Origin of the sequence: Amniculibacterium sp. G2-70 (assembly GCF_014353055.1) — a bacterium.
Lineage (GTDB): Bacteria > Bacteroidota > Bacteroidia > Flavobacteriales > Weeksellaceae > Amniculibacterium > Amniculibacterium aquaticum.
Genome location: NZ_CP060698.1, coordinates 342,106 through 357,551 on the forward strand (window position 1 = coordinate 342,106; position 15,446 = coordinate 357,551).

Annotated in this window: 14 protein-coding genes, 1 tRNA gene and 1 riboswitch; of the genes, 10 read left to right on the top strand and 5 right to left on the bottom strand. The window is 36.1% G+C overall.

Features of this window, described 5'->3' with window-relative positions:
- Positions 1 to 16: 16 nt before the first annotated feature.
- Positions 17 to 976: a PhoH family protein gene (locus H9Q20_RS01560; RefSeq protein WP_124640575.1), complete on the bottom strand. Its 960-nt coding sequence runs from the start codon at positions 974 to 976 to the stop codon at positions 17 to 19.
- A 132-nt stretch (positions 977 to 1,108) separates the two neighbouring features.
- On the opposite strand from H9Q20_RS01560, the gene H9Q20_RS01565 reads away from it, so the two are divergent.
- The 7 genes from H9Q20_RS01565 to H9Q20_RS01595 all read left to right on the top strand — a co-directional run bounded on the left by H9Q20_RS01565 (position 1,109) and on the right by H9Q20_RS01595 (position 6,696).
- Positions 1,109 to 1,945, top strand: a complete 837-nt coding sequence (locus tag H9Q20_RS01565; RefSeq protein ID WP_124640502.1) for an S-adenosyl-l-methionine hydroxide adenosyltransferase family protein — start codon at positions 1,109 to 1,111, stop codon at positions 1,943 to 1,945.
- Between the two features lie 53 nt (positions 1,946 to 1,998).
- Positions 1,999 to 3,306 carry a dihydrolipoamide acetyltransferase family protein gene (locus H9Q20_RS01570; protein WP_124640503.1) on the top strand — a complete coding sequence of 436 codons (1,308 nt, stop codon included), beginning with the start codon at positions 1,999 to 2,001 and terminating at the stop codon, positions 3,304 to 3,306.
- Positions 3,307 to 3,373: 67 nt separating this feature from the next.
- Complete coding sequence (locus H9Q20_RS01575; protein WP_124640504.1) at positions 3,374 to 3,850, top strand: GNAT family N-acetyltransferase; 477 nt, start codon at positions 3,374 to 3,376, stop codon at positions 3,848 to 3,850.
- A gap of 85 nt (positions 3,851 to 3,935) precedes the next feature.
- Complete coding sequence (gene rpsF, locus H9Q20_RS01580) at positions 3,936 to 4,277, top strand: 30S ribosomal protein S6 (RefSeq protein WP_124640505.1); 342 nt, start codon at positions 3,936 to 3,938, stop codon at positions 4,275 to 4,277.
- Between the two features lie 26 nt (positions 4,278 to 4,303).
- Positions 4,304 to 4,606: a 30S ribosomal protein S18 gene (gene rpsR, locus H9Q20_RS01585; protein WP_124640506.1), complete on the top strand. Its 303-nt coding sequence runs from the start codon at positions 4,304 to 4,306 to the stop codon at positions 4,604 to 4,606.
- A 128-nt stretch (positions 4,607 to 4,734) separates the two neighbouring features.
- Positions 4,735 to 5,229, top strand: coding sequence for a 50S ribosomal protein L9 (rplI, locus tag H9Q20_RS01590; RefSeq protein WP_124640507.1), 495 nt, complete (start codon positions 4,735 to 4,737; stop codon positions 5,227 to 5,229).
- Between the two features lie 105 nt (positions 5,230 to 5,334).
- Positions 5,335 to 6,696 (top strand): aldehyde dehydrogenase, encoded by a 1,362-nt coding sequence (locus tag H9Q20_RS01595; protein ID WP_124640508.1) that lies wholly within the window; start codon positions 5,335 to 5,337, stop codon positions 6,694 to 6,696.
- A gap of 3 nt (positions 6,697 to 6,699) precedes the next feature.
- Here H9Q20_RS01595 and H9Q20_RS01600 read toward each other — a convergent pair whose 3' ends face one another.
- From H9Q20_RS01600 to H9Q20_RS01615, 4 genes are all read right to left on the bottom strand, one after another.
- Positions 6,700 to 6,933 (bottom strand): YdcH family protein, encoded by a 234-nt coding sequence (locus tag H9Q20_RS01600; protein ID WP_124640509.1) that lies wholly within the window; start codon positions 6,931 to 6,933, stop codon positions 6,700 to 6,702.
- A 119-nt stretch (positions 6,934 to 7,052) separates the two neighbouring features.
- Positions 7,053 to 7,124: transfer RNA gene (locus H9Q20_RS01605), tRNA-Arg, on the bottom strand.
- A gap of 36 nt (positions 7,125 to 7,160) precedes the next feature.
- Positions 7,161 to 8,987: a TonB-dependent receptor gene (locus H9Q20_RS01610; RefSeq protein WP_241154722.1), complete on the bottom strand. Its 1,827-nt coding sequence runs from the start codon at positions 8,985 to 8,987 to the stop codon at positions 7,161 to 7,163.
- Between the two features lie 43 nt (positions 8,988 to 9,030).
- Positions 9,031 to 11,991: a tetratricopeptide repeat protein gene (locus H9Q20_RS01615; protein WP_187478137.1), complete on the bottom strand. Its 2,961-nt coding sequence runs from the start codon at positions 11,989 to 11,991 to the stop codon at positions 9,031 to 9,033.
- 352 nt (positions 11,992 to 12,343) lie between these two features.
- On the opposite strand from H9Q20_RS01615, the gene H9Q20_RS01620 reads away from it, so the two are divergent.
- The 3 genes from H9Q20_RS01620 (at position 12,344) to H9Q20_RS01630 (ending at position 15,229) form a co-directional block, all read left to right on the top strand.
- On the top strand, positions 12,344 to 14,026 hold the full coding sequence (locus tag H9Q20_RS01620) for an APC family permease (protein ID WP_124640511.1): 1,683 nt from the start codon (positions 12,344 to 12,346) through the stop codon (positions 14,024 to 14,026).
- Between the two features lie 110 nt (positions 14,027 to 14,136).
- A riboswitch (SAM-I-IV-variant riboswitch) is annotated at positions 14,137 to 14,237 on the top strand.
- Positions 14,238 to 14,295: 58 nt separating this feature from the next.
- Positions 14,296 to 14,970: a hypothetical protein gene (locus H9Q20_RS01625; RefSeq protein WP_187478138.1), complete on the top strand. Its 675-nt coding sequence runs from the start codon at positions 14,296 to 14,298 to the stop codon at positions 14,968 to 14,970.
- Positions 14,971 to 14,974: 4 nt separating this feature from the next.
- The gene (locus H9Q20_RS01630; protein WP_124640513.1) at positions 14,975 to 15,229 is read left to right on the top strand and encodes a hypothetical protein; all 255 of its coding nucleotides are present in this window, start codon (positions 14,975 to 14,977) and stop codon (positions 15,227 to 15,229) included.
- The last annotated feature ends 217 nt before the right edge of the window (positions 15,230 to 15,446 follow it).

The window sequence follows — 15,446 nt, forward strand, 5'->3', positions numbered from 1 at the left end:
AGGACTTATAGATCACCTACTCTTCCCTTAGCCGCTTCTCTTCTCTACCGTAGGCATTAATAATTTTTCTAACCACAGGATGTCGCACCACATCTTCCTCGGTTAGGTGTACAAAACCAATTTCATCTACATCTCTCAGAATTCTCATGGCTTCTTTCAATCCTGATTTTTGTTTTAATGGCAAATCGACCTGACTGGGATCTCCAGTAATGATAAACTTGGCATTCATCCCCATTCGGGTCAAAAACATTTTCATTTGAGAATGGGTGGTATTTTGAGCTTCATCGAGAATAACAAAGGCTTCATCCAAAGTCCTCCCTCTCATGAAAGCCAAAGGAGCCACTTCTATAATTTTTTTCTCAATAAAGCCTTCTAATTTTTCGTGAGGTATCATATCTCTTAATGCGTCGTATAGAGGTTGCAAATAGGGATCTAACTTTTCTTTTAAATCTCCGGGAAGAAAACCCAAACTCTCCCCCGCTTCTACCGCCGGTCTGGTCAGGATAATTCTTTTCACCTCTTTATCGCGCAATGCTCTTGCTGCAATTGCAACCGAAGTATAGGTCTTGCCGGTTCCTGCCGGACCGATCGCAAAAACCATGTCTTTTTTCTCCACTTCTTTCACTAATTTTTTCAAATTGGTGGTTTTGGCCTTGATGATTTTCCCATTAACTCCTTTTACAATAATATCTTGATCAAAGACCAATTGTTTTTCGGATTCGTCTTTCAGTTTTAGGATGCTTTCTACATCTTTTACCGTTATCGAATTGTTTTTAGAAATAAAATCAACAATATCGTTTAGTTTAATCTTCAAAACATCCAAGGCCTCTTGATTTCCCATGGCGAAAATAAAATGATCTCTGCCCGTAATTTTTAGAGTGGGAAAACTGGATTTTATTAAATTAAAAAATTGATTATTAACTCCGTAAAAAGATTTGGAGTCAATATCCTTTAGTTCAAAAGTTAGCTCGTACATCATGTTCGTATTTAGATTCCTAAAGTTATCGTTTTTTTTTATAACCTCTGTCAATTTGTTATCCACATTCATTTTACATTCATGTAATTTTAAATTACTTTTGCAATTGGAGGTAAAAATTAGGTTCAAAACATGTCAATCATCACTTTAACAACAGATTTAGGATACACCGACCACAAAGTGGCTGCTATAAAAGGAAATATCTTATCCTTGAATTTCGATGCGAAAATCATAGACATCAGTCATAACATACAACCCCACAACCTTCTAGAAACTTCCTATATTGTAAGAAATGCCTACAAGCATTTTCCAAAAAACTCCATCCACATCATTGCGGTTGATGCTCTTTATCATCCTTCTAGACGCTTTTTATTGTGCAAAGTCAATGGACATTTTTTTTTAACCGCCGACAACGGTCTTCTGTCTTTAATTTTTTTCGATCTAAAGCCCGAATCTATTTTCGAAATTACCATAAACAACCGTTTTGATGATGTTGTAAAATGCAGCATCCTGGATATTTTCTTACCCGTCGCCAATCACCTATTAAACGGTGGCGTTCCGGAATTGATTGGCAGAAAAATTAACGATCCAAAAGAGCTCTCATTGCCAAAAGCTCAGTTCCTGCCAAATGAAAATATGATTGTAGGAGAAGTTATATACATCGATCATTATGGAAATGTGGTCTCCAACATTACCCAAGAAATGTTTAGCCAAAGCCATTCTGGGAATGACGAATTTAAGATTACATTCAGAAATCTAAACATCAAAAAAATTCATCAACATTATACAGAATTCATCAAAGATTATCAGAAGGAAAACAAATTTCACGGCAACCAATTGGCCCTGTTTAATGAGGCTGGATATTTAGAGATTTCCATCTATAAAGGCAGTAAGAACAACGGTGCCAAAACCCTATTTGGCTTGGACATTGGAGAAAAAATCTATGTTGAATTTTCAAAATTAAAATAACTCTAAAAAATAAACGAAATTTTTGTACTTTTGTGAAAATCTAAAATTTAAAAATGGCAGAATATAAATTATTACTCCCTTCCATGGGAGAAGGGGTGATGGAAGCTACAGTAATCAGCTGGCTCTTCAACGAAGGAGACCTGGTAAATGAGGACGATTCCGTAGTAGAAATTGCAACCGATAAGGTAGATTCCGATGTTCCGACACCAGTTTCGGGGAAAATTGTAAAAATTCTGAAACAAAAAGATGAAGTGGCTAAAGTTGGTGAAGCCATCGCTATTTTAGAAACTGAAGGTGGAGAAGCAACAAGCACTGCACCGATTCAAGAAAATAAAGCTCCTGAAACTGCACAACCTAGTGCACAGATCGTTGCCGAGCTTGAACAACCTTTGCAAAAAGTAGATCCCACACAATTCTCTGATGACCTATACTTGTCGCCGTTGGTAAAATCCATCGTTACACAAGAAAACATCTCAGAAGCCGAACTTAAAACCATCAAAGGTAGTGGCTTAGAAAATAGAATTACTAAAGAAGACATTCTTCAGTTTGTTGCCAATAGAGGAAAGACGAGCCCTGCAGCAACTGCAGCTCCAGCAGCAACAAGTCCTGCTGTTGCACCTGCACCAACTCCTGTTGCCACCCCTGTTGGTGAAGGCGACGAAATTATCCAAATGGATAGGGTGAGAAAGATCATTGCTGATGCCATGGTGAATTCTAAGAGAATTTCTCCGCATGTTACTTCCTTTATCGAAACCGATGTAACCAATGTGGTAAAATGGAGAGCTAAGAACAAAAATACTCTTGAAAAAAGAGATGGTGAGAAACTAACATTCATGCCAATTTTCGTGAGAGCCGTTGTGAAAGCCATTCAGGATTTCCCAATGATCAATGTTTCTGTTGATGGTGATAAAATTATCAAAAAGAAAAACATCAATATTGGTATGGCAACTGCATTGCCGGACGGAAACCTTATTGTTCCGGTAATTAAAAATGCCGATCAATTGTCACTTTCAGGGTTGGCAAAAGCCATCAACGATTTGGCATACAGAGCTAGAAATAAAAAATTAAGACCAGAGGATACACAAGGAGCTACCTACACCATTTCTAATGTAGGAAGTTTCGGAAACCTAATGGGTACACCGATTATCCCACAACCACAGGTCGCTATTTTGGCCATTGGTGCTATTGTAAAAAAACCAGCAGTGGTAGAAACTCCAGAAGGAGACTTAATCGGTATCCGCCAATTGATGTTCATGTCACACTCTTATGACCACCGAGTGGTAGATGGATCTTTGGGAGGTATGTTCCTAAAACATGTACACGATTACCTGCAAAATTGGGATCTGGATACAGAAATATAATTCTAAAAGCAATACCTCTGAAAATCCTTCGGAGGTATTCTTTTTTTTAAACCAAAATTATTGAAACATGTCGTACATCATTCGCCAAGCAAAACCCGAAGATATTGAAATTGTTTTTGAACTCATGAAAAGCCTAGCCATTTACGAGAAAATGGAAGACGAGTTTGTAACCAACCCCGATACTTTGAGAAAAAATATTTTTGAAGACCAATTTGCATCTGTACTTATTCTAGAAGAAAGTGATGTTCCGGTTGGATTTGCGCTTTACTTTTTCAACTATTCCACATTTTTAGGGAAACCCGGCCTGTATCTAGAAGATCTTTTTATAGATCCCGCTAGTCGAGGAAAAGGTTATGGCAAAGCACTATTGGCCGAACTTGCACGGATTGCAAAAGAAAAAAATTGCGGCAGAATGGAATGGGCAGTACTCAACTGGAACGATCCAGCGATAGAGTTTTACAAATCTTTAGGGGCAAAACCAATGGACACTTGGACTGTTTATCGATTGGAACACGATAAAATTGAAGAATTATCCAAAAAATAAACAATAACGATTTAAAAATCTTTTGTTTATTTATAAAATAATTGTATTTTTGCACCTCGAAATTTTAATTAAAATCATTAACATTATGAACAACTACGAAACTGTTTTCATTTTAACTCCCGTTCTATCTGACGCGCAGGTGGAGGAAGCAGTGAAAAAATTTGAAGATCTTTTGACTTCACACAATTGCGAAATCGTTGCCAAAGAAAATTGGGGACTTAAGAAATTGGCTTACCCAATCCAATTGAAAAAGAACGGTTTCTATACTTTGATCGAATTCAAAGGAGAAGGAACTGTAGTAGCAGATTTGGAACTTGCTTTCAAGAGAGATGAAAGAGTAATCCGTTATCTAACTACTAAATTGGACAAACACGCTGTAGAATACGCTGTTACTAGAAGAGCGAAATTGAAAGCAGCTAAAGCTTAATCATTAACCCATTAAAAGAAAAAGACATGGCAATAGACGAAATGGCAAAACAAGCCTCTAATGGTGGCGAATCTGAAGTAAAATTCCTTACACCACTAGATATCAATACAAAATCTGAAAAGAAATATTGTAGATTCAAAAAATACGGTATCAAGCATGTTGATTATAAAGATGCTGACTTCTTGTTACAATTCGTAAACGAGCAAGGAAAAATCCTTCCAAGAAGATACACCGGAACTTCTTTGAAATACCAAAGAAAAGTATCTGCAGCCATCAAAAGAGCAAGACACTTGGCAATGTTGCCGTATGTGGCTGACCTTTTGAAATAATAAAAAATTACAATTAGCCATTAGCCTCAAAGCTTTTGGCTATTTGTTGCTGAATATATCATTTAATTCTAACTGTTTTAGATCGTGATAACATCACTTAATTCTAAAATCTAAACAAGACAACAACAATGGAAATTATCCTAAAAAAAGATGTAGAAAACTTAGGACTTGAGTTTGATACCGTAAATGTAAAACCAGGTTATGCAAGAAACTTCTTGATCCCTCAAGGTTATGCATTATTAGCAACTCCAAAAAACAAAGCAGCTCTAGAAGCAACTTTGGAAGAAAGAAAAGAAGAAGAAGCTAAATTGATCGCTGCAGCTAACGCTATTGTTGAGCAATTAAAGAAAACGACCATCACCATTGCTACAAAAGTAGGTTCTGGAGACAAACTTTTCGGTTCTATCAACAACGCTAACCTTTCTGAAGAATTGGCTAAAGCAGGTGTTATCGTTGACAGAAAATACATCAAAATCCCTGGTAACTCTATCAAGAGAACTGGTAAAGTTGAGGCTTTGATCAGACTACACAGAAATGTAGAGTACAATTTCGAATTCGATATCGTATCCGATGCTCCAGTTGAAGCTCCTAAAAAAGAAGAAGTAAAGTCTGAAGAGGCTTAATTCTAAATTTTAAGAAATACCATGAGAAGCTGTCCGAAAAGGTCAGCTTCTTTTTTTTCTCCTAAAATAGAAAATCAAGTATATTTGATGAACTAAAACTAAAGTATGAATTTTGAGGTTCTGGTTCAGCAACAAAAATCCTTTTTTGAAAATCAAAATACGGCATCCATTCCGTACAGATTAGAACAACTAAAAAAACTAAAAGATCTGATCATAAAACATGAAGAAGATCTGTACGAAGCGGTTTACAAAGATTTCAAAAAATCAAAATTCGACACCTATACCACAGAGATTTCATTTGTAATTCATGAAATCAATTTTTATTTAAAAAATCTCAAAAAACTCTGCAAATCCAAAAGAGTTAAAACCAATTTAATCAACCAAGTTGCCAAAAGCTGCATCTTGCCAGAGCCTTTGGGAAACATCTTGGTCATTGGAGCTTGGAACTATCCCATACAACTGTCCATTTTGCCCTCAATAGCTGCATTGGCTGCAGGAAATACCGTAATCCTAAAACCCAGCGAATTGGCCAGTCATACGGCTTCTGCCCTAGCCGGTATTATCAATTCCCACTTTGATGAAGGATATTTTAAAGTAATAGTAGGTGGAATTGAAGAAACAACTGAGCTTCTAAAGAATAGATTCGATAAAATATTTTTTACCGGAAGTACATCGGTTGGAAAACTCATATACAAAGCAGCCGCCGAAAACCTAAGCCCCGTTGTTCTGGAATTGGGCGGGAAATCTCCTGCAATTGTGACTAAAAACGCCGATCTAAAAATCGCAGCCAAAAGAATTGTTTGGGGTAAATTTCTAAATGCCGGACAAACCTGTGTGGCTCCGGATTATGTATTGGTGGACGATCAAGTTAAAAATGAATTTCTAAAGGTATTGAAAGAATACCTCATCCTGTTTGATTATTCTAAAATTTCTGAACACTATCCTCAAATCATCAACACAAAAAATTTTCATAGACTGACGAGTTATATTGATGGGGATAAGATTTTTTTTGGAGGTCAATACGATGAAAACAATCGATATTTTTCACCAACCGTCCTCTACCCTTCTACTTGGACGGATAAAGCCATGCAAGACGAAATTTTCGGTCCTATCTTGCCCGTCATCCCTTACGATGATCTAGATTCGGTTCTTAAAAAAATTCGATCTTTAGAAAAACCTCTTTCAGCCTATATTTTCACAAAAAATAAAGATGAGAAAAAACGATTTCTGAACACCATTTCTTGCGGAGGAACTTGCATCAACGATGTTGTCATGCACATCACCAATCCTCATCTTCCGTTTGGAGGTGTGGAAAATTCAGGCTTTGGAAATTATCACGGAATACACGGTTTCCAGACTTTTTCTCATTACAAAGCAGTATTGGAAAAGAGCTCTTTTCCAGAACCCAATTGGAAATACCCGCCTTACAATGAGAAAAAGCTAAAATGGATCAAACGGATTCAATAAAAATCATTGGGTAAGATAGGCATACAATTCATCTTTTAGATGCATGCGTTTCTTCCTAAGGTCGGTCAGATGATCGTCTGTGGTGTGATTGACTTCATCCTTTTCGTAGTGGAGAATGAGAGCATTCAACTCTTCATAATTTACAAACATTTTTTTGAAATTTTCATCAGAAACCTTTAACTCCGTAATTTTTTGGATGTGCTCTGGGAAGTCGTGTGCTAAAGTATGATTTTCCATGATTCAAAATTTAATAATTGGTTAGGTTAAATTTAAGAAATAATTTATTGAAAATCACCACGATTCTGTACAAAAAAAACAAAAAAACAACGACATATATCATACATCGTTGCTTTCAGTAGCCCCATGAGGAATCGAACCTCAACCTAAAGAACCGGAATCTTTAATTCTATCCATTAAACTATAGGGCCAAAAAATTGGGAAAATTAATTCCCTAATTTATCTTTTTAAAATACAATTTTTACTCCACCTGTGATTTGTGCTCCAAGAACTTTGTAGCCTTGAAATCTTTGGTATTTCGAGTTTAGCAAATTGTTTCCGAGCGCGAAAATACTGAAATTTTTGTGGACTTTGTACTCAGCGGACAAATTCAGATCGGCATAGCCTCCGATTTTGGCATCTTTCTTTTCAACAGAATCGTACAATATAGGATTGATGGCATTCTGTGTCAATTCAAAACCATTGCTGTGTGCATCCGTTCTAAAAATTCCTTTGAAACCCAAAAGTAATTTATTGTCCAAAACTGCATATTTTGCACCAATACTGGCGTTCAACAAAGGTTTGTTGTAGATTTCATCGTAATGATCCAATTTGTATTGTGTGAATTGAGCTTCGGCATCCAAGGACAAATTCTGCATCGGAAAATACTGTATTGATCCTTTTATATGGCTTAGATTTCCACTATCGTAGGTAGCTGAAAAAACATTGGCATAGTTGTACGCCGAACGATTTTGGGTATATAAATTGTCGAAAATTGAATTGGCTTGGTAAAATAAAATATTTTCCAATTTTCCGAAACCTGCCGACACATCGTACTTCAACTCTTGGTTAATGTCCCCCTTCAAACCAAAATAAAATTGATATTTGGTTTTTGTCGGTAACAAAAGTTGGTCCGAAACCAAAAAAGGATTTTCCTTCAACATTTCGGAATACGAATTCAGTTTTATACCGCCATCAACTCCTGTGTAGAATTTGAACATGTCATCGGCATCGTACTGAAATTCGGCTTTTGGAAACCATTTGAATTTAAACGACTCCGAATAATTGGGCACCATCAAACTTTCAAATTCACTGTTTAACAAACTGAAATGAGAACTGATGGTAAGTTTGGATCGGTCATAACCCAAGACAAATTTGGGTACAAAATCCAACAATAAATATTTAGAATTGTTTTTGTTGAGCAAATCAAAACGGGTATCTTGACCTTGGACATTAATCCCAAAATCCATACGAAAATTGATGTCGTCTTTGAAAGTCGTTTCGTATTTCGACAAATTCAGATGAGCTTCTGAAGAGCTTTCTTTTGCCGAAAAATGATCCGAAAGAAAATTACTCTTAAAGCTTAAGTCTTTGAAAATGGGATTATCGTAAAACTCGTACATACCTCTTACCCCAAATTGGTTTACTTTCTGTTGCAAATCGATAGAACCAACGGTTGGAAAGGCGTAGATGCCGTAATAATTATAGTTGTCCAAACCGTATTCTGCAGTGACATTCAGTCTTCCCAATTTACCATAATGGTTTAAAAACGCCGCAATATCTGCCTTGGTCGATTTGGAATCCCAATCGTACTCGTTCTTCAGGCCGGTTGTGGAGAGGTAATGCACATCGGCTCCGACTTCAAAATTATTCTCCAAAGCTGTAGAAATATTGGCATCGCCCAAGATTTTCCCATAATTTCCCATACCAAAACGAACATAATTGCTGTAATTTTCTGTTTTAAATTTTGGTGAAATGTCCGTTCTTTCTATGGTCGAAGTTTTGAAATCCGATACGGCTTCTACATCTTTGATTGAATATTTCAAATTCAAAGAGTCTTCAACTTTTTTGGATTGTGGCGGATAATTTTTGACCAAGTTAACCGCTGTTTTCTTTTTTTCGATTTTTTTAATTTCCGGTTCTCTTTTTCGGTCCAAGATCAATTTTTCTTCCTTGATTTGAGCTTGAGCCAACATTGAAATTCCTAAAAACAACAACGAAAACGCTTTTATGCCTACAGCCTTCATTGGTTTTTCAAATAATAATGATGATGAAATTATGTGATGATGATTCATTTTTTCTGATTTAAAAATTTTTGAAATAGCGAAAATTAAAAAATTATTTTATCGATTTTTTAATGGCTTGAGCTTCGTTTACAATCTCTGGATAATCTCCGTAATGATTGATGATTTGATCGCAAGTATAACTGGCTTGGTAATGATCCTTCAGGCCAACATAATTTTGCGCCATCAACACCAAAGATTTAGCTCCCCAATATTCTTCAGTTGCATAATTATTTGCCAACTTAAAGATGGTTTCGTTGGATGCTTTATAACTTTTCGATTGATTTTGGTAATAGGCTTTGGCATAGGTTGCTTCTGCTGCCACTGCGGTATTGCTGGATTTTTCCAAACTTGCAAATTGAGCTTTCGCTTCTTTGTCTCTACCTTTTTGCATCAAAATTCTCGCTTTCAGTACCTTCGCCGATTCCTGAACGGCAATGGAGTTTTTGGTATTCGCAATCACCAGATCGGCATATTTCTCGGCTTTCGAATAGTCTTTTTTCAAACCATAAATTTTCATCAATTCCAAATTGGCGAAATTTTTAATGGTGACATTGGCCGAATTTTCTAATGCCAACAACTGCTTTTCAGCTTCAGCGGTATTGTTTTGAGCCAAATAAATCTGTGCCACTCGGGTCTGTGCATCTTCTTGATAATCGTTCTGGATCTGAGCTACCTCTTGCAATACCAATAAAGATTTTGCTGTTTCTTGGGTTTGATACAAGCTCTCTCCCAATTCGTATTTGGCTTGGTACAATCCCTCACCTGTTGGGTTTTGGCTTAAGTATTTTTCAAACAACGGAATGGCTTTTTTATAGTCTTTTTTAGTAAAATTGCTTTTGGCCAAATTCAAATTCAGCTCTTCTTTGTCCGAAGCATTCAGCTTGATGCCCAAAGAATTGGCAAATTTTTCGTATCCATCGCTATCGCTCGTTTTTAGATAGGCCGGTTTTGCAGCTTGTACAATTTTCTCGGCAAAAGCGGTATTTTTATACTCAGCTCCTAATTTATTGAACTCGGCGATGGCTTTGTCGCTCTCATTTTGTTCAATTAAATTCTGTGCTTTATAAATTTTGGCATTCGCCAGTAAATCTCTATCCTGACTTTCGGCAATCACCTTGATCAAGAAATCGTTGGATTGCTTAAACTCATTTTGTGCAGCATAAGCCGATCCAATTTCGAACCAAGCATCGTCCACATAATCGGATTTGGGATATTTGGAAACCAATGTTTTTAGTTGTTGTATTTTTCCAGAATAATCGCCCTTGAAACCAAGAGCCAACGCTTTTTGGTATTGAGAATAATCGTCCAGATTTTCTACTTTGTTGTAAATGGCAATGGCTTCATCCAAATTGTTCAAAGCATAATAAGAGTCGGCCAATCGAAGTTCTGCATCGTTTTTAAACTCGGATTTTGGATTTTTTAAATAATCGGTAAAATAGAGTTTGGCATTATTAAAATCTTTGGATTTAAAATAAGCATAACCCAAGTCGTAATTGAGCTGACCTTTTTCTTCAAAATTTTGTCCAGACAATTGTTTGAAATTGTCAATTGCATCATTTAATTGACCCTTTTGGTAATAGGTCTGTCCCAACCAATACAGTGCACGATTGTAAAAATCTTGGTTCAAGCTAAACGCCAACGATCTTTTGAAGTAGTTTTCTGCACTGTCGTAATTGCCTTTGTTGTACTCTTCCGTACCCAGTAAGAAAGATACTTCTTGATTAATTTTTTCGGTTTCAGAAGTTTGCTTTGGCAACTTGTCTATAGCATCCAAAGTTTCTTTAAAATTTCCAGAATACAAATAGGATTTTACCAACAATTTTCTGATTTCATCGGTTTTCTCGCTTTTAGGATATTTAGCAATGTATTTTTGAATGACTTGAGGGGCGCTCTCAAAAGGGTTACCTATTTCATAACTCAATTTTGCATATTGTTCATGTGCATATTGTTGCACCAACGGATCGTAAGACATTTCGTAAGACGATCTGAAAGCTGAAAGTGCTTCTTGCTTTTTACCGGTTTGCAAATACGCATTTCCCAATTGGTAATAGGCATTTTGTGCCATTGCCGAATTGGAGTTAAGCAATTGGTTGTAGTAAGAAACGGCTTCGTCGTACTTCTGCAGCTTGGCAGCAACAAATCCCATTTCATACAAATCGCTTTCCGACGGTTTTTCTTGATGCTGTATGTATTCTTTTAGATGAGGATACGCCGCTGAGTAATCGTTTTTCATAAAATAACTTTCACCGATAATTTTATGAACTTCTTGCTTGTACGAGTCGGATACATTTTCATTTAGCAACAACTGTCCTTCGGTAATGGCTTTTGTAAAATCGCCTTGGTTGTAGTATAGTTGCACATAATACGGTTGTACCAATTGTCTGTATTTTTCATTGTTTTTGATCTGATCAAAATACAAAAAGGCTTTATCGTTCTGCTGTTTGGCATAATAAAGATGTCCCAACATGTAGGCCACCGATGGTTTTTCATTTTCATCCACCACATCGTAAGCATCTTCCAAGGTATGAATGGCATTTTTGGTGTTGCCGGTCATGAATTGTGCATAGCCCAACTTAAGTATATACTGGGTATTCTCGGATCTTGAAAGTTGATACTGATTTACTTTTTTCAGCGTTTCCAAAGCTTTGGGGAAATCTCTTTTTGACAAATAATAATCGGCCAAAGGCAGATGAGCTTGAGAAAAATAAGCCGATTGTGGATATTCTTTCATGAAGGCTTCCAGCCCTTTTTCGCCGTATTTTTTTTGCATCAATACCCCAATGATGGTGTCGTAAAAGTAGGCTGCTTCTTTTTTAGAATGATCCAAAGTTTGATTATAAAAATACTGCTGGGTATAATTGTATTGGGCAGCATTGAATACTTTGGTTTTGAAAAGGTTGTCGGAAAAATCCCAATGATAATCCTCTTGATTGTTGTAATATGTCGATTGTTGGGCATTGCCTAGGGTATAAAAAAATACGGCAGTTGCCAAAAGCATCTTTTTTGTGTCCATTGAAATCCGGAATTTTTAACAGATTAATTATTTGAGTTACGAATAAAATAGATTAAATTTTATCCACAATTTTATCAACGAAAATATAAAAAACTTATTGCTTGACCAAATAAAACTAACATTGTGGAAATGTGGATAAGTCATACCCTCTGATTCTACAAATTTTCTGTATTGACTTTTTTCTTTTAAAAAATCAATTCCTAACCAAAAGAAGATGGTAAGAAATCGTAATTAATAAAAGAAACATGAAAACCAACTTCAAATTGTTTTTTCATCAAAAATATCCCATTATATAGTTCATTTTTTATCGAAATGATTACTTTTGTTTTTATCATTATTGAAAATATACAAAATGAATCAGCTTTTTAGAAGAAAAATATACAATGCAAACGACCGTCCTTCTGGACTTTTAAGAGTTTTGGGCGTTTGGGACATCGTTTTTTTTGGAATTGCAGCCATTATTGGTGCCGGTAGTTTTTCCAGTTTGGGCGAAGCCATATTCAAAGGAGGACCCGGTGTTATTGTGTTGTATATCATTTGTGGTTTTGCTTGTGCTTTTACAGCGCTTTGCTATGCTGAATTTGCCAGTAGAATTCCCACGGCAGGATCGGCGTACACCTATGCCTATGCAAGTTTCGGAGAATTAATCGCATGGATTATTGGTTGGGCTCTCATCATGGAATACTCCTTTGGGAATATCTATGTTGCATTTTCATGGTCGGATTATTTTACTTCCTTCCTTGGAAGGTTGGGTTTTCATATTCCAGAATTTCTCACTTGCAGTTATTCCGAAGCACATAAAGCGTTTTTGGCTCAATCGACCAATAAAGACCTGATCACGGCTTGGACTTCTGCTCCAACAATTGGAGGCCTAAAGTTTATCGTTGATGTCCCTGCCTTAGCGATCAATGCTTTGATAACCTATGTCTGTTACCGTGGAGTAAAAGAGAGTAAAAACTTGAACAATCTCTTTGTTTTAATGAAACTTGCTGTTATCCTTTTGGTCATTTTTGTAGGGGGTGCTTATGTACAAACAGAAAATTGGACACCAATTAATCCGCAAACCGGAGATTCTGGTTTTATGCCCAACGGTTTTGCGGGAGTCATGTCTGCCATTTCAGGAGTTTTCTTTGCCTATATCGGCTTTGATGCCCTCAGTGTTTTGGCAGAAGAAACAAAAAATCCGGAGAAAAACCTTCCAAAAGGAATGATCATCTCGTTGGTGCTTTGTACTTTAATCTACATTGCGCTCACATTGGTACTAACCGGAATGGTAGATTATAGAAAATTTGACGGCATTGGAGATCCTTTGGCTTTTATTTTTGAACAATCCAACGCCAACATTGCTTGGATGGAATTGGTGGTATCCTTTGTAGCCGTTGTCGCCATCACTACGGTATTGTTGGTATTCCAGATGGGGCAGCCAAGAATATGGTATGCCATGAGTAGAGACGGATTGTTGCCAAAAAAATTTCAAGACATACACCCAAAATACAAAACTCCGTCGTATGCAACCATCATGACAGGTATTGTCGTTGGCTTGCCTATTTTATTTACAGACAAATCTTTCATATTGGACTTCACCAGTATAGGAACGATCTTCGCATTTGTCTTGGTGTGCGGAGGAGTTTTGCTGCTGCCAAGAAAAGAAAAACTTCCGGGTCGTTTTCACCTTCCATACATCAACGGTAAGTGGATATTTCCGATTCTTTTCATCGGCGGATTGTTTGGTTTTTATCTTTGGCAACCCGATTTTTTCAAAACTTTATTGGACTGGTCGGATCCAAATGAAGGCGAGTTTAGATTTTCCATGACTATTTTCATCATTATTAATCTCATTTTGTGTGGAGTTGCTTTTGTAAAAAACCTATCGCTCATCCCATTAATTGGGCTTTGCTCTTGCCTTTATCTTTTAACCGGGATGACACACAACAACTGGTTTTGGTTCGGATTGTGGTTTTCCATCGGATTGGTAATTTATTTTGTATATGGAAAACGAAATTCTGTTTTGGGCAAAACACCAGAAAACGATTAGAATTTTACACTTAAAAATAGAAAATAAGCTGTCCTGACTTTTTGGACAGCTTTTTTTATTAAAAAAACAAAAATTTGGATTGTATAAAAAATAAACTGTAATATTGCAAAAGTAATCATCAAGAGTTTCTGATTTTTCAGAATACCAACCGAGCTTTAACCTGCCACGGTGGTTTAGAATGAGGGCAAACCTGCCAAAACAATTAGGTTATCTCCCAAAAAATTTCTCTTGCGATGATTTGTAATTATTAACATTATAAATTATGCACTATGACCCATCATCCACATTTTAGTACAGAAAAAGCCACTGTACACAAAGAAGGCACAACCTACAAAGACGATTTCGGTGTTGGCAACATTTCTGATTTTCGAAAATTAGCCTTTATTGAATACGATCTTGGGATTGCCGAAGCACCCATCCTCTATTTTTATAGAATTACTGATGACGATTACCTACAATGGATCGATGTTTTTTTAGATGACGAAAATGATGAAAAATCGATTCTTGAAGCTTCAAAAGAGCCACTAAAAATTGTTTGTCAGTACAAATATGATTATGATTTTAGCTTTATTGATAATCTTCTCATTGCGTTTGCTGAATTTATTCATGGAAGAAGTATGTATGACGGACGCATTATCCAATTTAAATCAGAAATTATCTCAAACGCTCATTTTCTTCAAATTCAAAAAAATATTGCAGATCGAAAAAAGGGAATTGTAGAAAGCATACTTCTGGAATTCACGAAAGAAAACAATCTTTTTCCTAAAGTACATGATGCCAAAAAAGGATTATATTTTAGCCAATGTGTGAATTCAGAAAACCATTATTTACCGATTTCTATAAGTCCCGAAAAAGAAGAATGGGGCTGCGGATATTGCGGAAGAAAAGGCGGAATCGAAGAATTGAAACAATGGATATCAGAGAAAAAACAATCAAAAAATTAAGAATATGGACACAAGATTTAACGAAAAAAGCAATCAAGATTTAGTTGATATTTTCAATAAAGAAGTTGGAAATCCGGGTTGGTGCACTACTAGAGCAAAGTTTCTATCAGAACTAAGAGCAGAAATGCTTGGTAGAACGATAGATTTTAGTTTAATAACACATAAAGATTCATTGCATCTTTCAAAAAAAATAATTCTAGTGAAAGATAAAATTGTTTTTGAAAAAAATGGAGAAATTGACCCTAAAATAAGTTTGTGAAAGTGTTATAAAAACAAGAAGCTGTCCGAATAGCCCGGACAGCTACTTGCTTGTTAATCAAGGCGTTCGCATTTAAATTTTATGCTATTGTGAAAGCAATGCTTCTATGAAAAGAACTCTCTATTACAAACCAAAAACTTATGTGACTATGTGGTGAAAATATTAAAGCACATAGATTCATAGACTTTTTAAGTAAAATAATGAATAAAAGAGGTCA